We start from the raw sequence: 18,512 nt of genomic DNA on the forward strand, positions 1-18,512 counted from the left end.
CACTGGCCCTGGGGCCAGGAGGTTTCCATGTCGGTATCCCCCTCCCACACTTCAGGGCCCGCGCTGCGGGCCCTAGGCTTGACCGCCTGCGCAGCACTGACGGCTTTCATCGTCTGGACGACTGTCGGGGTCCGCTATCCCGGTCAGATCATGTACGGCATCAGCCTAATGCTCGGCCTGGTGGCGACTTTCGCCCTCAAACCCGGACTGCTCGCGCAGCGCCTTCCCGCTGCGGACGAGGCACTGTCGTGGCTCCTGATCGTCCTGACATTGGCCAGCAGCGGCTACTACCTGCTCGAATACCAAGACATTGCGGCCTTTCGTGAAGGGTTGCCCAATCGTCAAGACATGCTGTGCTACGCCGTCGGTACGCTACTGGTCCTCGAGGGCGCTCGTCGAGTCGAAGGCTGGACCCTGGTCGCCATTACCGGTGGCGCCATCCTTTACCTGCTCTATGGTCATTGGCTCCCCGGTGTCATGGGACACCGCGAGTTCTGGCTCGATGAGGTCTTGGAGGTCAGCTATAGCTATCAAGGCATCTACGGTATTGCCTTGGCGGCCGTGGTCGACGTGGTGCTCATGTTCGTGATTCTCGGGGCCGCGCTTCGGCATACCGGGGCGGGAGACTTCTTCAACTTCCTGGCCCTTCGCCTGGCAAAAGGCAAGCGATCCGGGGCGGCTCAGGCTGCCATCATCGGTTCGGCCATGTTCGGCTCGGTGAATGGATCGGCTCCAGCGAACGTCATGTCGACCGGCGTGTTGACGATTCCCATGATGAAGCGGGCAGGTTATCAAAACCGTTTCGCCGGCGCCGTGGAGGCCGTGGCTTCCTGTTCGGGACAGTTGATGCCGCCCATCATGGGGGTCGGCGCTTTCATCATGGCCGAGATCACCGGCATTCCCTATCCGAGCATCGTTCTGGCCGCGGTGATACCTGCCTTCCTGTACCTACTGGCCCTGTCCGGGGCTGTCGCTTTCGAAGCCGGTCGCCTCAACCTGAAGCCCGAACAGAGCGGTGATGAGCCTTTCGATGCCAAGCGTCGTTCACAAGGCATAGTACTGATAGCCGGCTTCACGACACTGATCGGTCTGCTGTTGGCGGGCTATTCTCCCACCTGGTGTGGTATGAGCGCTGCCGCCGTGGTGCTGGTGGTCGCCATGCTGCTGCCTAGCACACGGCTCAGCCTGAGCGGACTGCGGGATGTGCTGGTCGACGGTGGTCGAGACGGCCTCGCGGTGCTGGTTTCCTGTGCTGCCATCGGCATCGTCATTGGTGCTGTCAGCGTGACTGGCCTCGGCGTGACGCTTAACCAAGCCATCGTCAGTCTGGGCGAAAACAATTTGGTCCTAGCGCTGATTCTTGCGGCCTGCTGCTCGATCCTGCTGGGCATGGGATTGCCGACGGCCGCCTCTTATCTGATGGTCATCTTCGTCGCCGGGCCCGCGATCTTGGACTTGGGTATCGGTCTGCTCCAGACGCACCTGTTCGTGTTCTACTATGCCGTGCTCTCGGCGATTACGCCGCCAGTGGCACTGGCCGTATTCGCTGCCGCAGCCATCACGGGAGATCGGTCTATCAGTATTGCCTTCAGTGCCCTTCGCTTGTCGGTGGTCGCCTTCCTGCTGCCGTTTGCCTGGGTGTTCCATCCCGAAATCAATCTCGAGGCATTATCGGTCGGCAGCCTTCCCATGCTTGTCCTGACCGTCGCAATGATGGCATTGGCCACGCTCGCGATCAGTGCCGCCAACGTGGGCTTCTTCAAGCGTTCGCTCAAGGGTTGGGAGCGTCTCGTGTTGGCGGGGGCGAGTATCGCAGCGCTAACACAAGGACTGGCAATTTCGCTGGCAGCCACCCTGATCATATTGCTGGTCGCCGCCCAGGTACGGCATTCGGCAATGATCGCGAAAACGGATTCGGAGGCATCATCATGAGCTTGTATGCTCCCCCTGAAACTCGCTATTGCGAAGTGTTCAGTCAGGTGCCGGAAGAGCTAAAACTTTACGATGCGCCGTCCGGCTGGATCGACGCCAATAAACCAGGGCAGCAGGTGCCGAGCTTTCTGGAAGGACCGGTGTTTGATGACCAGGGAAACCTCTATCTCACTGATATTCCCCACGGTCGCATCTTGTGCGTATCACCCGATGGCTGCTGGCGAGTCGTCAGCCAATACGATGGTTGGCCGAATGGCATGACCTTTGGGCCGGATGGTCGGTTGTGGATCGCCGACTATCGCCACGGCATCCTGGCACTATCGACAGAGGGGGGCTCCCCGGAGCCCATCCTCACCCATTGCGGCAGTGAGAGCTTCAAGGGCGTCAACGATCTGTTCTTCGATCGACGCGGCAGACTCTACTTCACCGATCAGGGACAGACGGGGCTGCAGGATCCCACCGGCAGAGTCTACCGATTCGAGCCTGACACGGGCCGCCTGGATCGGCTGCTGGCAAACGGGATCAGCCCCAACGGACTGGTCTGCGATCTCGAGGAAAAGGCCCTGTACGTGGCCATGACCCGAGGCAACGGCGTCTGGCGGCTGCCGTTGCGCGACGACGGCCCCATTGGAAAAGTGGGGCTCTTCGTGGCTCTGGCGGGTGGTGTCTCCGGCGCCGATGGCCTCGCGCTCGATGAGGCCGGCAACCTTTTCGTATGTGACGCGGGTAATGGCTGCGTATGGGTGTTTGATCGTCATGGTGTGCCACTTTGGCGCCTGCGTTCCCCGACCGAGGGGCGAACGCTCACCAATCTGGCCTTCGGTGGCCCGGACCGGCGAACGCTCTATATGACGGAATCAGCAACGGGTTCACTGTTAACGATTCAGGTAGACACGCCTGGGAAGTTGTGCATGTACAGCTAAACGGATTGGCTAGGTTTTCGCCTGGTTATTGTTTGACTGATAGTCAGGCGATATTTGAGAAAAAAGCCCCATACGTTGACCACTAAGCTTGTTTATGAAGGTTTAAGTGGCTCGATGCTCGATTTCTAACGAACTTGTAAAGCGCTTTCTATATTCACGAGGCGAAATCTCCAGGTGGCGTTCGAAAGCAAGTAATAGCCCATCTGATGTATCGTAGCCGCACCAGTTGGCGATTCTTGAAATCGGTTCGTGAGTGCTTTCAAGGTACTGCCGCGCGCGATCTACTCGACGTTGCTCAATGAAGCGACCCGGAGGAATACCCACTCGTTCTCGAAATTTTCGGTTGAAGCTCCTCAGGCTAAGATTGAAGTGATCAGCGAGTTTTTCAAGGCGCAAGTCACCTTCAAGATGATCCACGATATATTGCACGAAAGGATCCGCGGGGGTATCAAAATCGTGGGGAGCCGTTTGGGCATGGAATTGAGCCTGGTTGCCGGGACGCTTCATGAACATCACCATCGCCTGAGCAACCCTTCGTGCCAATTCGGGGCCGAGATCTTCTTCAATCAATGCGATAGCGAGATCTATAGCAGCCGTGACGCCAGCCGCCGTATAAACACCGTCATCCCTGATATACATACGTTCCGGAATGAGTTTGACCTTGGGGTACCGCTTCCGGAAGTCGTTAGCCGCGGCCCAGTGCGTGGTTGCTGACTTTCCATCGAGAAGCCCCGCCTCAGCCAGGATGAACGCCCCGGTGCAGGCACTGACGGTGCGGCGAACGCGCGGCACCATCTTCCTGATCCAGTCAATGAAGTCGGTGTCATTTAGGCATTCATCGTCATCATCGGCAGCCTGGACGATCAGTGTGTCCACTGCGCCCTCGAGCTCATCATAGGCTTTGGATGCCACGATGCTGAGCCCTTGGACGTTGTAAATCGTTCCCTTTCCACGTGATACGACTTCCACTTGATAGGCGGGAGGTTGACCGGCCTGTTCCAAAAAGAACGTCGTTTCTGAAAAAGTTCTTATAAAATCAATATATTCCAAAGAAGAAGAGGCATGGTTGGTGACAATGACGACACGTCGTGGGAAGCCCTCTCCATTCAACGTGGTTTGTAGCGTGGGAACTTGGTAGTGAGGCATGGGCAATCCAAAGGGGGGGGAGCAATATGGCACGATCGTCGGGATATCTGTCATTGTGACACGGCTTTGACAGTTACACCATCTAGGATTGAAAAACGCAGTTACTGAGAGGGCGAGAAATGCCGACACAGCTGGAGAAAGCTCAGACAATGAAGGCCCTTCACGAAGGTTCTGAGACCTTCCTGATACCAGGGCCGTGGGATGTTGCCTCGGCGCGCGTATTCGAGGCACTCGGATTTCAGGCGCTGGCCACGACGAGCGGTGGGCTGGCGTACGCCCTGGGCAAGCTTGATGGGGAAGTCACTCTCGATGAGAAGCTGGCCCATTGCCGCGCTCTTTCAGCGGCTACCCAGATCCCGATCACGGCCGATTTGGAGAATGGCTACTCTCACCACCCGGACGGTGTTGCGGAAACGATTCGCCGGATTGCAGAAACGGGCGTTGTTGGTGGGTCTATAGAGGACTGGAGTGGTGAGGGCATCTACGACTTCAACCATGCTGTCGAACGGATCGAGGCAGCGGTCGAGGCTGCGAGGACGCTCGATATTCCGTTTGCCGTCATTGGCCGCTGTGAGAATTTGCTTCGCGGGAAGAATGACATGGACGATACCATTCGCCGCTTGAAAGCCTATGAAGCTGCAGGCGCTGATGTCTTGTTTGCTCCCGGTTTGCGCACGGCGGAGGAAGTCAAAGCGGTGGTGGATGAGATCAAGACTCCGCTGAGCGTTGTGGCAATGTCGCCCGATCTCTCGGTTGCCAAGCTGGCCGAGGCCGGTGCAAGAAGGGTAAGTATCGGAGCCGCCATGGCGATGGCTGCCTACGCCGCCCTGATCGAGGGGGCGCGCGAGATGAAGGAAGAGGGCACTTTCGATTGGATGAAAAATCTCTCATCGGAAAACGCTATAGAGCCGTTGCTCACGTCTCGGCGTTAATTCGAAGCAATCACAAAGCGCATGCATCTAACGTTGTTTTATCTGAAGTTATAATAACTTGGAGTTATGCAGTCGTAGGCCTTCTAATGCGGCTTGAAGATGATGAATGACTATTAAGGGTCAAGCCTGAAGCGCCAAAATTAACTGCCGGTCTATTTTGTCTCATTATGTCAAGAAGTTTGGGTGATTATCGTTTCACTGGCACGTCCATATCTGAGATAGTTGAAGCACCAGGAGTAAGCCGATGAATGACGTTCAAAAGAAAATCCGTGATGAAATTTTCAGGCTCGAACGCGCTGCCAATGAACACTGGCAAAAAGGCGATCTCGATTTTTTAGATAATGAAATCATTATTCCTGAAACTGTTCAGCTTACTCCCGGAATGGCGTTAATGGACGGCACTGGCTACTCCAACTGGATGCGGGAAATTTCTGCGGTTGAAGGTCTCAACTTCAGCTTCGAGCCTACGAACATTGAAGTCAGTGAGTCTGGCGAAATGGCTTACGTCATCGGTGAAACCAAGTTGGAGCAAGCCGGGGAGCACGCCCGTATCGGGAAATTCGTTTCCATTTGGCGAGATATCGATGGAAACGGAAAGTGGCGCTGTGTTGTTGAGGCCAATAATTTCAACGACGCATAGCCTGGCAGAGATATTTACAGGGTTGAGCGACCGCCGAGAAAAAATGGAGAAGGTTGAGATGACAGACCAAATTGATACTGCAGACCACATCCTGGAATTGGAACGCATGACCTCGAGGCTGTTGGCGACGGGGGATGTGGACAAGATGATGGAATACATGGCTGAAGACGTGAAGCTCCTTAACCCGGGAATGGAACTTCTTGTCGGTAATCACCACGAAAAAGAAGGCCTGGAGGCGGCCCGGGACACCGAAGGCTTGGACATGTCATTCCAACCTACGGGTGCCGAGATCAGCTCATCCGGTGACATGGCCTTCGCCTACGGTGAAATTTCCATGAAACTTCCTGACGGAAGCCAGCAGACAGAAAAATATGTCACTATCTGGAGGAAGAAGCACGGAAAGTGGCAGGTCGTTCTGCAAGCACGCAATGCAAATGAGTAAGCCAAAACGCAGTCGTTTAACTTACCCCAAAGGATCCCATATGACCAGGCCCGTCCGTGTGGATATTGTTTCTGACGTCGTCTGCCCCTTCTGTGTTATTGGATATCATCAGTTGGCATGTGCGTCGACCCAAGCTGGCATTCCCATCGAGGTTTATTGGCATCCATTCGAGCTGAACCCTCAAATGGAGTCTGGTGGGGAAAACCTGATCCAGCATATGGTAGAAAATTACGGGGTCTCTGCCGAAGAGACGCGTCACTTGCGAAAGAACTTGACGGAAATGGGGAATGACCTCGGCTTCTCCTTCAATTTTACTGACGAATTGCGTTTGATGAACACATTTCAGGCGCATCAAATGATCGAGTGGGCCTCAGAACAAGGTTTTGGCCTCGAAATGACGTTGGAAATCTTCAAGTCGTATTTCACGTTCGCTGAAAACCTCGACGAAAGAGAAGTCCTGGTTGCTGCCGCTTCACGGGCAGGTCTCAATCCTGAGTCTGCTTCGCACGTACTGCAGTCAGGAAGCCATGCCGAGATAGTCAAAGAGCATGAAGCGTTTGGAAAATCTCTTGGTATTTCTGGTGTTCCGACCATGCTTTTCGAGCATGAGCATTTGATCAGCGGTGTCCAGGGAGTGGAAGCGTATGCTCGTACGCTCAACCGCATGATAGAATGCCGAGTAGCTTAACACCTGTTAAGAGCTTTCACGATATAGTAGGCCTATAAAGGGAGGCCGTCATGATCGCCCATGCCCATCTTCACGTCAGTGACTACGAGGCGTCCAAAGCTTTTTACACAAAGGTGCTCGCCACTCTTGGCTACACGAACAACATGGAGTTTGGTCAGGCTGCAGGTTTTTTCGACGGAAAAAATACTGATCTTTGGGTTCTGAAAGAGGACGTCGTTCCGACGCATCTGGCCTTCGAGGCTAAGTCCAAGGAAGAGGTTCGTGCCTTTTATGAAACCGCCTTGGCCGAGGGGGCGACGGACAACGGTGGTCCCGGCTACCGCGAGGACTACTGGGCAGGCTATTATGCGGCTTTCTTCATCGACCCGGACGGTCACAATATTGAGGCGGCTTATTGGGACTATGAGAAAGCTGGTGAAATAGGGCCTGAGTAACCATGACAACGACGGACAATGGAAAGATCTCCTACGATGAGGAGATGAAGATCGACGCCAAGACCTGGAACCCGTTTACCGGCTGTACGAAAGTTTCCTCGGGTTGTAAGCACTGCTACGCAGAAACCATCGCCCAGAAACTACATAAATGGGGCACGTCGGGCTACGAAAACGGCTTCGAGTTCACGATTCATACGGACCGCATAGCAAAAGCAGCTCCCATGAAACGCAAGAAGCCAACTTTCTACTTCATCAACTCCATGAGCGACATCTTTCACGAAGAAGCGGATGATGAGAGCATCGATCAGGTGATGGATGTTGTCAGAAAAGCACACTGGCATGTGTTCTACATTCTGACCAAGCGAAGCCAAAACATGCGAGCGTATTTCGACAGGCGAGAGGCTCCCGAAAATCTGTGGGCGGGAGTGACTGTTGAAGACCGGAAGTATGGCCTCCCGCGCCTTGAAGATCTCAAGAAAACAAGGGTGAGGAACAAGCATATCTGTTGTGAGCCTCTCCTGGGTGACCTTGGTGAGCTGGACTTGTCGGGCATACGGCTTGTGGTAGGCGGCGGAGAAAGTGGACCAGAGGCTCGGCGCGCGATGCCCGAATGGGTAAGTTCTCTCCGAGATCAATGCCTTGCCCAGAACGTCCATCTGTATTGGAAACAATGGGGAACCTATGGACCTGATGGCTCTCGCAGCAGCAAAAGTCGAACGGGGCACTTGATTGAAGGAAAGTCGTATCTTTCCATTCCCGACGAGCTTGCACTATGACGAATTTGGCTGCGGAAATGTTCCCTGAATAGCCCTGTAAGTTCAGAGAAGATATTTCCTGGTGAACGAGCTCTATACCATTACATCCTCGACCTACCTCGCCATTTCTGCGGTAGGGATTGCTTTTCTTGTTTATGGGGCAATGGGGCAGCTGTTCGAGCGTTTCTCGCTCACCAGTGCGATGTTCTTTACGTTGACGGGGGGGTTTGTCGGCCCTCTGGGAGTGGATGCTGTCTCCAGCGATGGGTCGAGAGTGCTCCTGAGAGTTTATGCGGAGCTTACACTGGCCCTGGTGTTGTGCACTCAGGCGGCTCGAATCGATTTCAGGGCATTCAGAAGGGTTTTGACAGTACCTCTGCGCCTGTTGTCAATCGGGCTTCCTGCCTCCATGATGCTTGGCTTCGTCCTCGCCGTTGTTGTGTTTCCGGATATGATTTGGTTGGAAGCGGCAATCCTCTCGGTAATACTCGCTCCGACGGATGCCGACCTCGCGCGCCCCATCACCTCTACCGAAGGTCTCCCGGAAAAAGTGATTCTTGGCGTCGAGATTGAGAGTGGAATGAACGATGGTCTGTGTCTGCCGCTCCTGTTAGCGTTGGCGGCATTGACGCTTACAAGCGAGAGTAGAGAGTCTCTTTCACCATTTTTTATTTTGGAATTTCTGGCGAGTGAGTTCGGTGTCGGTCTCTTGGTCGGGGTTATTCTGTCGATATTTTTTGTTGGCATAGCCCGCGGCACGCATGGCCAGTTTTTTGTGGGGGGCAGTTGGCGAGTATTGCCATTTGCCTCCTTGGCGCTTTCGTCTTTTGGCGTGGCTCAATGGCTCGGCGGCAGTGGTTTGATCGCGTCCTTCGCCGCTGGATGCGTGGTGTCATTTGATGATCAGAAAAGGCGGTTCAAGTTGATTGATGAAACGGAGAGCCTTGCCAACATTGTTTCATCGTTGGCCTGGATTGCGTTTGGGGTGTTGTTGGTGCCTCTGGTCGCCAACAACCTGTCGGGTTCCGTGGTGATTTATGCGTTTGCGAGTGTGTTCCTGGTAAGGACTCTATCAGTTTTGATTTCACTAGGTTTTTCCGGTATGCCGAAAGCTGACCGCCTGTTTATGGCCTGGTTCGGGCCAAAGGGACTGGCGACGGTAGCTTTCATGATGTTGCTCGTTGACCGCGGTGTTATCTCTGAAAGATCACCAATCACTTCTGTCGTCGCTCTGACCGTTGCCTGCAGTATCTTTCTGCATGGCATTAGCGCTAAGCCTTTATCTGGTTTTCTTTTGAGTCATGTGAGTAAACGATGTTGAGTCGTTGTGATAGGCTTTTTAAGCGGCGTTATTTCTGTGATATCAACTTGTCTCAGGAGGAGTGAAGCAATGAATGAGAAAAAGCTTAAAGAAGCTGAGAGTGAGTTTCTCTCCATGTTCCCTGACGGATTCGAAAATCCAGCCCTAGTTCAGGAAGGAAAAAAACACCACACATCGCGTCGGACGAAACAAGCAAGAGAATTCTTTTCCAAAGAAGCCTTTGCCTTTCCTCATGCTGTGGCTGACAACATGGTGAAGGTTATCACTCAATCTTCCTTGGTATCGAGGTTCGAAAAACCGAGGTTGAAGAGGTTGGTTGACGGGATGACATCGGAAGACAGGGAAAGTTACGCTCTTGCGTTGCGCGACATGCTCCATGGAGACCAGGAGCAGGGTTTCAACACTATGGTGGAACTCCTCAAGCGCGAGAGAATGGCGAAATGGCCGTTGATAACCGTGATTCCCTATTACTACGCGCCCGCTGATGAGGTGTTTGTGAAACCAACGACTGTCAAGGGTATCCTGAATTATTATGAAATTGAGGATATCGAGTACGATCCGCTTCCGACTTACGAATTTTACCGTTCCTTTAGAGAGAGAATAATCAGGATGAAGGGAAAGGTGGATAGTGCTCTCGGGGATAATAATGCTGCCTTTACTTGGTTTCTGTTGATGATGGCAAAGAAGGGGGCTTGATTTTCAATCCATGGATGATTCTGTGGACCCATGGCCCGCTCCACCGGGAGCGGGCCGTCGGCAATAGCGCAAGCAGTGCTAGACGCTATGGCGGCGTCCACCCGGCTTCATGCCTGCGATATGGCATCAAAGCCGCTTCACTCCGGCAGATAGCGGCTTGACCAGCGTTCACCTGCTGCTCCCTTGTCTATCAACATCTCAATTTTCTCCTTCGAGAAGCCGACCCTCGCCAGAATCGCTCGAGTGTGAGTGCCGGGCTTGGGCGCGGGAGCGGGCAAGGTGATCTTGGCACGCTCTGGGCGCACTGCATTCGGGGCAACCAGGTCGACCCATCGGCCCATCGGGTGTTGATCGTGTCGAATGGCTCGATATGTTGCCTGGGTAAGGTCGATACTATCGACGCTTTCGTGCTGGAGACTGGCTTCCCGGTTGATGGCCAGCGAGCTTAGTGGCACAACAGCTGTCGGTCCTTCGTTCAATTGCCCCGACCAGTGGGCGATGGTCTTACCGGCAAGCCGTTCGGCCAACGCAGTAGCTAGCTCCTCGTCGGGTAGCGTGGACAAGTCGGCCAGTTCCGGTGAACGCGCCAATGCGGCACCGCGTTCGAGCGGTGCTGCCAAGAACATCCAGCCATCAGACGCGCGATAGCAATGGTAGTAGGGCCCCCAGCCGCGAACGTCGCGACCTGAAGGCTCATTGAATGGGAGGCGCCCCTCGTAGTCGTACATGAACTGAGCCTGAATCATGGCGCCGCAAGCGGCCAGCGCTGATCTTGCCACGCCCCCCTTGCCGGTCACTCTCTTGCGTTCCAGCGCGGCGCCTAGAGCAACGCATGCCGTAAACCCGGTGAGCGCGTCGATGGTACCGAAATGGGCGTGTTCCTCGGGAGTGTCCGGCCCCCCTCCGAAACGAACCATGACACCCGTCGAGGCCTGTGCCAGATCATCGTAGCCGAGGTGATCGGATTTAGGCCCTTTTTGGGGGCCGCCCCAGGCATCGAGCTGAACCAGGATGGCTTCCGGATTCAAGGTTTCCAGTCTACCTCGCGAGAGTCCGAGCTTGTCGCGTTGCTGATCGGTACCGTTCATGGTCACTACGTCGGCGTCGGCGATCAGCCGTTCGAGTACTTCACGGCCCTCGGGAGTTCCCAGATCCAAGAGGGCGCTCTCCTTGCCACGGTGGGCCTGGAGGCCGAAGACGACGGCGTTCCAAGGGTCAACGGAAGGGCTGACCGGCTGAATGGATGTCACGTCCGCGCCAAAGCGCGCCAGTGTCGCACCGATGGTAGGTCCGGCAATGACGTTGCTCAGGTCGAGCACCTTGAGCCCGTCGAGCCAGCCGCCACTGCCCGTGGGGGCGGATGTCGCCCGCACCGGCTCAGCCAAGAGTTGCTCCAGGTCTGGACGTAGCTCATCGATCGTCGGGCCGGGCGGGGTGTTCAACACACCGGCGTCATCCTCGAGCCAGGCCAGCTTGCCCATCTGCCGCATCTCGCCGTGGCGCGGGTCGTTGACGGTCTGAACCAGCTCCGAGGCCAGGGCGTGCGGGTCCGATAACCATTCCTGGCTGCTGCGTTGCGCGGTGGCAGGTGCCTTGGCGTCACCAAATAGGGTTTCCCATTCCCATGAAGGCCGTGTCAGGAAGGCCTCCTGCATTGCTTGAGTGACACGTGCGCGATCTCTATCTCCCACGGGATAATTGCGCAGCGCCCACTCATCAGGCCAGTCCGCCTCATCCTGCCAGGCATCAAAATCCGGCAAGGTGTCAGCCAGTTCGTCGAGCCCCAGTACATGCAGGACTCGGCGCGGATGCGTGACGATGGAGCAGGCAACGACATAGAACCCGCGCCCATCCGCACACCGGTAGGTGCGATAGAAAGGGTCGAGGAACGTGTCGAGCTCCTCATAGCTCAGGTTCAGTGGCAAGCCAGCAGCCCGGCGACGATTCAACTCCGTCTCCCTAGGGCATTGGTAACGTGTTGGATAGTCCTCGATTTGCTCGCTGTTATAGGCCAGCCCCTCGAACAGCGCCGATGCCAAGGGCACCTCGATGTGTTCTCCTCCGTTGCGGTCCCTTGCTCCCAGTGCAAATAGGACGGATAGGGCACCGAAGGCGGCGCCATACGCTGACGCGAGGCCCAGGGGGGTGAACGACGGATTGATACCCATGAGCTGACGGTTCAGTCCCATGTCGGTGAACTGTCCGGTGCGCGCCGCAATGACGGCTTCCCAAGCGGCAACGCGTGCCAGCTCGGTATCGGTCGACGCGAAGCCGGGCAACGACAGCGAGATCAGGCTTGGATTGACGGCTCTCAAGGCCTCTGGACCAAGGCCAAGGCGATCCATGACGCCGGGGCGGAAGTTCTCGATCACGACGTCCGAGCGGGCGGCCAGATCGAGAGCGGTTTGCTTACCGGCATCGGTCTTGAGGTCCAGTACCAGAGAACGCTTGCCCCGCGACAGCATGTCGAAGGCGGGGTCTCGCCACCGGGGGCCGTCCGGCGGGTCGATACGGATGACCTCTGCCCCCAGGTCGGCCAGCATCATGCCAACCAGCGGTCCTGCCAGATAATGGCCGAAGTCGAGTACGCGTAGGTGCTCAAGGGGTCGGGCTGTCATCGTGATTCGCTCCTGTTGAAATGCGTTCGACGGAGCTTACCGTCCTCATTGGCCGGCTATATGACATATAATGACAAATATGAAACCTATTCTGCCGTCACCTCCACCTCCCTTGCGCCTCAATATCCTGCTGTTCGACTCCTTTTCGAACATGCTGCTGGCATGTCTTCTTGAGCCGTTACGTGTGGTTCGCGACGATAACAATGTCGATATCGAATGGACGATCCTGACGCATGGTGATGAGCCACTGAAGTCATCCAGCGGCCTATCCATCGCACCAGATATGCCCTTGTCGCAGTCGCTGCCTTGCCATCTGCTCCTGATGATCGGCGGGGATCGCTTCCGTATTGACGCTGTGGATCCGTCGTTACGCCAGAGTCTGAGGCTGGCCCACCGTGCCGAAACGGTGATTGCGGCTGACACCGCGCCTTGGTTGCTGGCAACGTTGGGGTATTTGAGCGGTCGCGAGGCAACGCTCCATTGGCAGCTGCTGGCTGATTTCTCCGACACCTTTCCTGACGTGGCGGCAAGAGAAGAGCGTTACGTGCGTGACGGTCGCTGGGTGACCTGTGGAAGTGCTGCGAGTGCGCTCGATCTTATCCTGGAGGAGATCGATACACGGTTCGGTGCTTCTGCACGGTTCGATGCCGCAGGCATGTTTCTCAATGACTCGTCGCGGAGTCGGATGACCGAGTCTCTGGGCGACGGCATATTGCATTCACATCCCGGTATTCGGCGGGTTGTGAACCTTATGACTGCCCATATCGAGACACCGTTGACGCTGGCACAGTTGTCCGAGTCATGCCAGATGACACCCCGCACCTTGGCGCGTTTGTTCGAGACGGAGATGGGCATGCCACCCGGCCGCTACTATCAATACCTGCGGCTCGCGAAAGCTCGCGATCTGGCCACTCAGACTCGTCTCACACTGGATCAGATTGCATTGCGCTGCGGTTTCTCGTGCGGATCGGCGTTGTCTCGGGCCTTCACCCGAGCACATGGCTTTGGCCTGCGTGAACGCCGTCGACAGGTGCACCAGAGTGAGTAAAGTCTTGACGGACCTTTCCGCCGGCTTCGGTCCAGCCACAATGCTCAGCACGCGAGAACAGCGGCCTGAGGCGAGCTGGTTCGAGAAATGACAGGCACGTCGCTGGCCGAGCCATTTGCCTGGCACCAGATGCGTCATCGTCCGTTGCTGCGCTTCGGGCGTCACCACTTCCCCGAGGCGATCTCCTCGACGGCGGTATGTCGCGGGCCCTTACGGCCAGCCGTTGCGTCAGGCGGGCGTTTGCGGCTTCCAGGTCAAGGTGAGGCTCGCTTTGGAACACCTCCATACCGCCGTATTTGGCCGTCCAGCGATAGACGGGTTGCTCGGCCACGCCATGTAGCCGGGCCAGCTCGGCCGCCTACACCACGCGCTCGTGGGCGTTGAGGATGGTGATGGCCTGCACTCCGGTGTGTCGATTTCGCTTCATCGCGCGACTTCCTGCTATGCGGGTGAACGTAGCGGAAATCTCACGTTGCCGATGTACCGGTTTCTGGGGGAAAGGTCGCCAGTCGATGCGCTCTCGTGTCGGGCCACAGACCGGGCAGCGCAGGCGTCGTACCGAGACATCGAGCTCCATCCCGAAGATCATCAATGGTGCTTCACGGACGCGGCGGCGATGCATGTCTTGCACCAGGAAACAGGTGTGGTCGCAGCCACTGCAGACCGGAGGGACCCAGTCATCCGACTCCAGTCTGAGAATCCGGAAACTCGTGGCGGCTGACGGTGACGCCTTCCCAGAAGAGGCAGAGCGGGGTAGCATCCATGGTAACGGCGGTGTCCGTAAGCTGATATTCGCCAAAACGTCAGCCTACGGACACCGCCGTTTCTCTATCCTGCCCGCGTCGCAAGCCCTGCCTGGTTCACGCTGATCTGCGAAGAACCTTTTTTATTCACTCCCAGCTCAGCGCGTTGCCTCCTGATATTCAGTGACGCTCGCATCGATGTGGGGTGAGGATCAGTCCCAGCTCAGCGCGCAGTCGAGTCAGCCCAGAGGTTCACGCCGCCGTCCACCGCATAGCGGTTGATCTCGGCGAGTTCCTCGTCGGTGAAGTCAGGCCGGTCCAGGGCCCCCACGCAGTCGATGACCTGCTGCGGCCGGCTGGCGCCGATCAGCGCCGAGGTCACCCGGCCGCGGCGCAGCACCCAGGCGATGGCCATTTGGGCCAGCGTCTGGCCGCGACGCTCGGCGATGGCATTCAGCGCCCGCACGCGCTCGAGGTTCTCCGCCGATAGGTGGGCGTCCTGGAGGGTGTCGCCCCGGGCGGCGCGGCTATCCTCGGGGATCCCCTTCAGGTACTTGTCGGTCAGCAGCCCCTGGGCCAGCGGCGAGAAGACGATCGAGCCGGTGCCCAGCTCGTCGAGGGTGTCGAGCAGACCGTCGTCCTCGATCCAGCGGTTGACCATCGAGTAGCTCGGCTGGTGGATCAGGCAGGGCGTGCCCAGCGAGCGCAGGATCTCCACCGCCTCCTGGGTGCGCTGGGCATTATAGGAGGAGATGCCGGCGTACAGGGCCTTGCCCTGGCGCACCGCTTGGTCGAGCGCGCCCATGGTTTCCTCGAGGGGCGTCTCCGGGTCGAAGCGATGGGAGTAGAAGATGTCGACGTAGTCGACGCCCAGCCGCCTCAGGCTCTGGTCCAGGCTCGACAGCAGGTACTTGCGGCTGCCCCATTCCCCGTAGGGCCCGGGCCACATCTCGTAACCCGCCTTGGTAGAGATCACCAGCTCGTCGCGGTGGCCAGCGAAGTCGCTCTTCAGGAGGCGGCCGAACCGCTCCTCGGCGCTGCCCGGGGGCGGCCCGTAGTTGTTGGCAAGGTCGAAGTGGGTGATGCCGTGATCGAAGGCGGTGCGGCAGATCGCTCGGGCATTATCGGCGTCGGCGCTCTCGCCGAAGTTGTGCCAGAGCCCCATAGACAGGGCCGGCAGTTTCAGGCCGCTGCGCCCGCAGCGGTGGTAGCGCATGCGCTCGTAGCGGTGTTCCGAGGGCGTATAGCTCATGTGGTCCGTCCTTTGTCGGTGGCGGTTCTAGGGGGGGGCATCGCCGGATGACCGTCAGTGCCGCCATTATGCCCACCGGCCGGAACGTGGAAAATCGCTGGCGGCGAAATCATTGTTTTCCCTAGCGAACAGTGCCAGCATGGTCGGAAGTTGCAGAGATTATACTGGCGAACAATCGATGAGGCAGGACCACAAGCGGCTTGAAGGCCTGATGCTGTTCAGCGAGGTGGCGACGCACCTCAGCTTTACCCTGGCCGCGGAGCGCCTGGGCATCTCCCGTGGCTACCTGTCGGAGCGCGTCAAGCGGCTCGAGCGCGAGCTCGGGGTGCCGCTGCTGGTGCGCACCACCCGCAACGTGCGGCTCACCGAGGAGGGCGAGCGCACCCGTCGGCGCATGGACGACATCCGTCGCACCCTGCTCGACTTGGAGCGCCACCTCGACCCCGAGCCGGAACGCCTCGCCGGGCCGATCCGCCTCACCGCCCCCAAGCTCTTCACCGAGCGCTACCTGCTGGATATCTGTCACGCCTTCGAGAGCCGCCATCCGGCGGTGCGCTTCGTCATCGACTGCAGCTACACCAGCCACGACCTGACGCTGGCCAACTTCGACCTGGCCTTCCGCGCCACCCGCACCCCGCCCGAGAACATGGTGGCCCGGCCCCTGCTGCACTATCGCCACTGCTACTGCGCCTCGCCCGATTACCTCGAGGCCCACGGCCGCCCCGAAACTCCGGCGGACTTGGCCCGGCACCGCTGCCTGCCCTGGCTCGGCCTAGACCGCTGGGACTTTGCCTCCGGCGACATCGAGGTCCAGGGGCCCCTGACCCTCAACGACCACGAGCTGCTCAAGCGCGAATGCCTCAAGGGGCGCGGCATCGTCTGCGTCGCCGAGTACCTGGTCGACCGGGAGCTGCGGGACGGCCTACTGGAGCGGGTGCTGGTGGAGGAGACTGTTGGCGAGCAGACGATCCACGTGATTCATCCGCCGGCGGTGCAGCAGTCCGAGCGGTTGAGGGCCTTCCTACAGTTTGCGTGGAGCAGTTTTATCTGAATGCTGAGTCGGCCGCCGGTAGCTGTCGGGTCCTGGGTGATGGCTTGTCACCCGTCGAGTACGAACGGCGTTATACCCAGAGCCTGATGGGTGCCTAGAAGACCCGGGGCGATTCAGGTCTTCATGGTTAGGTGCCCACTTAGGAATAGATGGGCACCTAACGTCACAGAGCCCGAGCCTTGATGGTAGATGGGTTCTCCGGCCCGTTACGTTCTTCGGAGGCGATCAGCGTCATGCCTTGCGTCACCTATGGCCTTGCGGCATGGGCAATACTAGAAACGCCGACGTGTCGGACAGAACCTGGGGAAGTGCGGGGGGCTGTCCATATCGAGAGCAAGGACTATCAGCACCAGTTTGGTGCGTCAGGCCTGGATGCGGGGGCTATTTGGTGCGCTTTCAAGCGGGTGAGCAAGGAGGAGAAGCAACAAGGCCCGCGATTGTTCTTGGTTAAGGCCTTGATAATAGTGTTTTTTCTTTTTTTTGGTTCGACTTTCGCATAAGGCAAGATGAATGGCCGCATGGCTGCGGCCTTCAAACGTGAGCTGGCGTGCTCCAACTGGTCCCCTTCGGGGGACCTTTTTTATGTCTGTGTTGTGAGGGTCATGGTGATCGTTCAGAACGCTGCCGGCAACGAGACGTTAGTGGTAGACACACCTCGTCGCCGATCTCCGCCTCCTGATGGGGAAGCACTCGCCCGAGACTTTTCGCCATGAGCCGGGTGGTATCCTGGCCGATGCTGAAGGACGAGCAGAGATTCAGCCCTGAGGATCAGGCGGGGAGAATATAGGCGCCCTGGGCGATCGCGCAGGGCGCGCTTTCATTGTCATCCATCCAGATCGACACGCTGCCGATCAGTGTCCTGCCGCCGCCCTTGTTGAGATCGGCCCGGGCCCGAATCCGTTGCCCAACCGCCGGCGTCAGGTAGCGAATCGCCAGGTCCGAGGTCAACGCCATGGGCTGCGGTGTGTCGCGCCCCGCAGAGGCCAGGAACCAGAGGGCGGCGTCCGCGGCGGCGAACAGGGCAGGACCGCACACATAGCCACCGGGACGCACATCGTCATGGCGGACCTCGACGGTGGCGATGGCGTGGCTCTCGTCGAGTCGCTCACAGGTGACCTTACAGCTTGGCCAGTGCTCGGCCAGCATGGCGTTGATATCGTTGGCGCTGATCATGGGAAATGTCCTTATTCGATGGGGGAGGCCCGAGTCTGATCGAGTGGCTCACTCGGTGCGAGCGCGCTATCACCCAGCAAGCCTGGCTGTGCCTGGGGGCTTTTCGCGTGTCGGGGATTGAGGAGCTCCCTGCTCGAGGAGCCACTCTCGGCAGCATGCCTCTCTGCTCAATGAGCTTGATCGGTCTGCTCGGCGGCCACCTGCTTCAGCACTTCCTGGTAATTGTCCACGCCCTGGGCGCCAGTGACCAGATAGCGATGGTTGAACACCATGGCCGGCACGCCGCTGATGCCCTGGCGGCGCCAGTAGGCCTGACGCTCTCGCACGCTGTCCGCCCTGTCCCCGGCTTCCAGCATGGCCGTGACCGTCGCTTTGTCGTGACCGAGGCCAGTGGCAATGTCCGCCAGGACCTCAATGCGATGCAGGTCCCTGCGCTCGGTGAAGAAGGCGCTGAAGAGGGCCAGCTTCATGCGATGCCCCGCATCGTGGCCTTGCTGTTCGGCCCAGTCGATCAGCTGGTGGGCGCGAAAGGTGTTCACCATGCGCATATCGTCGGTGTAGTGGAAGGTGAAGCCCAGCTCGGCCCCCATGGCGGTGAGCTTTTCCCGGGCCTGGCGCCGATGATGACCCGATCCGAGCTTAGATAGCCTGTCAGGTGGTCCAAGGAATGGGGTCCACTTCACAGAACGGACCTGGAAATGAGTCACTCTCGTCAGTC

At 58.0% G+C, this 18,512-nt stretch carries 18 protein-coding genes; 12 read left to right on the plus strand and 6 right to left on the minus strand.

Annotated elements, in window-relative coordinates; translation table 11 throughout:
• Nucleotides 1-27: 27 nt before the first annotated feature.
• Both FIU83_RS05265 and FIU83_RS05270 read left to right on the plus strand, forming a co-directional pair.
• Nucleotides 28-1,932, plus strand: coding sequence for a TRAP transporter fused permease subunit (locus FIU83_RS05265; RefSeq protein WP_152483084.1), 1,905 nt, complete (start codon nt 28-30; stop codon nt 1,930-1,932).
• Nucleotides 1,929-2,855 (plus strand): SMP-30/gluconolactonase/LRE family protein, encoded by a 927-nt coding sequence (locus tag FIU83_RS05270; RefSeq protein ID WP_172976024.1) that lies wholly within the window; start codon nt 1,929-1,931, stop codon nt 2,853-2,855. The genes FIU83_RS05265 and FIU83_RS05270 overlap by 4 nt, the downstream gene beginning before the upstream one ends.
• 102 nt (nt 2,856-2,957) lie before the next feature.
• Here FIU83_RS05270 and FIU83_RS05275 read toward each other — a convergent pair whose 3' ends face one another.
• The gene (locus FIU83_RS05275) at nt 2,958-4,001 is read right to left on the minus strand and encodes a GlxA family transcriptional regulator (RefSeq protein WP_172976025.1); all 1,044 of its coding nucleotides are present in this window, start codon (nt 3,999-4,001) and stop codon (nt 2,958-2,960) included.
• A gap of 119 nt (nt 4,002-4,120) precedes the next feature.
• Here FIU83_RS05275 and FIU83_RS05280 point away from each other — a divergent pair, with 119 nt between their 5' ends.
• The 8 genes from FIU83_RS05280 (at nt 4,121) to FIU83_RS05315 (ending at nt 9,909) form a co-directional block, all read left to right on the plus strand.
• Nucleotides 4,121-4,933, plus strand: coding sequence for an isocitrate lyase/phosphoenolpyruvate mutase family protein (locus tag FIU83_RS05280; RefSeq protein ID WP_016856018.1), 813 nt, complete (start codon nt 4,121-4,123; stop codon nt 4,931-4,933).
• Between the two features lie 244 nt (nt 4,934-5,177).
• Entirely contained in the window at nt 5,178-5,573 is a 396-nt protein-coding gene (locus tag FIU83_RS05285; RefSeq protein ID WP_152483086.1) for a DUF4440 domain-containing protein, read from the plus strand.
• 58 nt (nt 5,574-5,631) lie between these two features.
• Entirely contained in the window at nt 5,632-6,015 is a 384-nt protein-coding gene (locus tag FIU83_RS05290) for a DUF4440 domain-containing protein (RefSeq protein WP_172976026.1), read from the plus strand.
• A 40-nt stretch (nt 6,016-6,055) separates the two neighbouring features.
• Nucleotides 6,056-6,703 carry a DsbA family protein gene (locus tag FIU83_RS05295; RefSeq protein ID WP_152483088.1) on the plus strand — a complete coding sequence of 216 codons (648 nt, stop codon included), beginning with the start codon at nt 6,056-6,058 and terminating at the stop codon, nt 6,701-6,703.
• A 50-nt stretch (nt 6,704-6,753) separates the two neighbouring features.
• Nucleotides 6,754-7,137, plus strand: coding sequence for a VOC family protein (locus FIU83_RS05300; RefSeq protein WP_152483089.1), 384 nt, complete (start codon nt 6,754-6,756; stop codon nt 7,135-7,137).
• Between the two features lie 2 nt (nt 7,138-7,139).
• Nucleotides 7,140-7,913 carry a DUF5131 family protein gene (locus FIU83_RS05305; protein WP_152483090.1) on the plus strand — a complete coding sequence of 258 codons (774 nt, stop codon included), beginning with the start codon at nt 7,140-7,142 and terminating at the stop codon, nt 7,911-7,913.
• Between the two features lie 61 nt (nt 7,914-7,974).
• Nucleotides 7,975-9,213 carry a cation:proton antiporter gene (locus FIU83_RS05310; RefSeq protein WP_152483091.1) on the plus strand — a complete coding sequence of 413 codons (1,239 nt, stop codon included), beginning with the start codon at nt 7,975-7,977 and terminating at the stop codon, nt 9,211-9,213.
• 69 nt (nt 9,214-9,282) lie between these two features.
• Nucleotides 9,283-9,909: a hypothetical protein gene (locus tag FIU83_RS05315; protein WP_026068551.1), complete on the plus strand. Its 627-nt coding sequence runs from the start codon at nt 9,283-9,285 to the stop codon at nt 9,907-9,909.
• A gap of 137 nt (nt 9,910-10,046) precedes the next feature.
• Here the strand turns inward: FIU83_RS05315 and FIU83_RS05320 are convergent, their stop codons facing one another.
• Nucleotides 10,047-12,527 (minus strand): CoA transferase, encoded by a 2,481-nt coding sequence (locus FIU83_RS05320; protein ID WP_152483092.1) that lies wholly within the window; start codon nt 12,525-12,527, stop codon nt 10,047-10,049.
• 79 nt (nt 12,528-12,606) lie between these two features.
• Between FIU83_RS05320 and FIU83_RS05325 the strand changes: the two genes are divergently transcribed.
• Nucleotides 12,607-13,575, plus strand: coding sequence for a GlxA family transcriptional regulator (locus FIU83_RS05325; RefSeq protein ID WP_152483093.1), 969 nt, complete (start codon nt 12,607-12,609; stop codon nt 13,573-13,575).
• On the opposite strand, the gene FIU83_RS17755 is transcribed toward FIU83_RS05325, so the two are convergent.
• Complete coding sequence (locus tag FIU83_RS17755) at nt 13,514-13,924, minus strand: transposase (protein WP_152485253.1); 411 nt, start codon at nt 13,922-13,924, stop codon at nt 13,514-13,516. The two genes, FIU83_RS05325 and FIU83_RS17755, sit on opposite strands and share 62 nt — an antisense overlap.
• Before the next feature lie 617 nt (nt 13,925-14,541).
• Nucleotides 14,542-15,570, minus strand: a complete 1,029-nt coding sequence (gene mgrA, locus FIU83_RS05335) for an L-glyceraldehyde 3-phosphate reductase (protein ID WP_152483094.1) — start codon at nt 15,568-15,570, stop codon at nt 14,542-14,544.
• Nucleotides 15,571-15,748: 178 nt separating this feature from the next.
• Between mgrA and FIU83_RS05340 the strand changes: the two genes are divergently transcribed.
• Nucleotides 15,749-16,621, plus strand: coding sequence for a LysR family transcriptional regulator (locus FIU83_RS05340; protein WP_152483095.1), 873 nt, complete (start codon nt 15,749-15,751; stop codon nt 16,619-16,621).
• 768 nt (nt 16,622-17,389) lie between these two features.
• On the opposite strand, the gene FIU83_RS05345 is transcribed toward FIU83_RS05340, so the two are convergent.
• Together FIU83_RS05345 and FIU83_RS05350 are read right to left on the minus strand one after the other, a co-directional pair.
• Nucleotides 17,390-17,794: a PaaI family thioesterase gene (locus tag FIU83_RS05345; RefSeq protein ID WP_216645064.1), complete on the minus strand. Its 405-nt coding sequence runs from the start codon at nt 17,792-17,794 to the stop codon at nt 17,390-17,392.
• Between the two features lie 167 nt (nt 17,795-17,961).
• A complete protein-coding gene (locus FIU83_RS05350; protein WP_367642284.1) occupies nt 17,962-18,501 on the minus strand; it encodes a DsbA family protein in 540 nt (179 codons plus the stop codon).
• Between the last annotated feature and the right edge of the window lie 11 nt (nt 18,502-18,512).

The sequence above is a fragment of the Halomonas sp. THAF5a genome, from assembly GCF_009363755.1.
In the GTDB taxonomy this organism is placed as follows: domain Bacteria; phylum Pseudomonadota; class Gammaproteobacteria; order Pseudomonadales; family Halomonadaceae; genus Halomonas.

Coding starts and splice junctions, on each gene's coding strand:
- FIU83_RS05270 (WP_172976024.1), top strand. CDS start 1,929: ATGAGCTTGTATGCTCCCCCTGAAACTCGCTATTGCGAAGTGTTCAGT.
- FIU83_RS05325 (WP_152483093.1), top strand. CDS start 12,607: ATGAAACCTATTCTGCCGTCACCTCCACCTCCCTTGCGCCTCAATATC.
- FIU83_RS05265 (WP_152483084.1), top strand. CDS start 28: ATGTCGGTATCCCCCTCCCACACTTCAGGGCCCGCGCTGCGGGCCCTA.
- FIU83_RS05340 (WP_152483095.1), top strand. CDS start 15,749: ATGAGGCAGGACCACAAGCGGCTTGAAGGCCTGATGCTGTTCAGCGAG.
- FIU83_RS05315 (WP_026068551.1), top strand. CDS start 9,283: ATGAATGAGAAAAAGCTTAAAGAAGCTGAGAGTGAGTTTCTCTCCATG.
- FIU83_RS05305 (WP_152483090.1), top strand. CDS start 7,140: ATGACAACGACGGACAATGGAAAGATCTCCTACGATGAGGAGATGAAG.
- FIU83_RS05290 (WP_172976026.1), top strand. CDS start 5,632: ATGACAGACCAAATTGATACTGCAGACCACATCCTGGAATTGGAACGC.
- mgrA (WP_152483094.1), bottom strand. CDS start 15,570: ATGAGCTATACGCCCTCGGAACACCGCTACGAGCGCATGCGCTACCAC.
- FIU83_RS05280 (WP_016856018.1), top strand. CDS start 4,121: ATGCCGACACAGCTGGAGAAAGCTCAGACAATGAAGGCCCTTCACGAA.
- FIU83_RS05300 (WP_152483089.1), top strand. CDS start 6,754: ATGATCGCCCATGCCCATCTTCACGTCAGTGACTACGAGGCGTCCAAA.
- FIU83_RS05295 (WP_152483088.1), top strand. CDS start 6,056: ATGACCAGGCCCGTCCGTGTGGATATTGTTTCTGACGTCGTCTGCCCC.
- FIU83_RS05285 (WP_152483086.1), top strand. CDS start 5,178: ATGAATGACGTTCAAAAGAAAATCCGTGATGAAATTTTCAGGCTCGAA.
- FIU83_RS05275 (WP_172976025.1), bottom strand. CDS start 4,001: ATGCCTCACTACCAAGTTCCCACGCTACAAACCACGTTGAATGGAGAG.
- FIU83_RS05345 (WP_216645064.1), bottom strand. CDS start 17,794: ATGATCAGCGCCAACGATATCAACGCCATGCTGGCCGAGCACTGGCCA.
- FIU83_RS05320 (WP_152483092.1), bottom strand. CDS start 12,527: ATGACAGCCCGACCCCTTGAGCACCTACGCGTACTCGACTTCGGCCAT.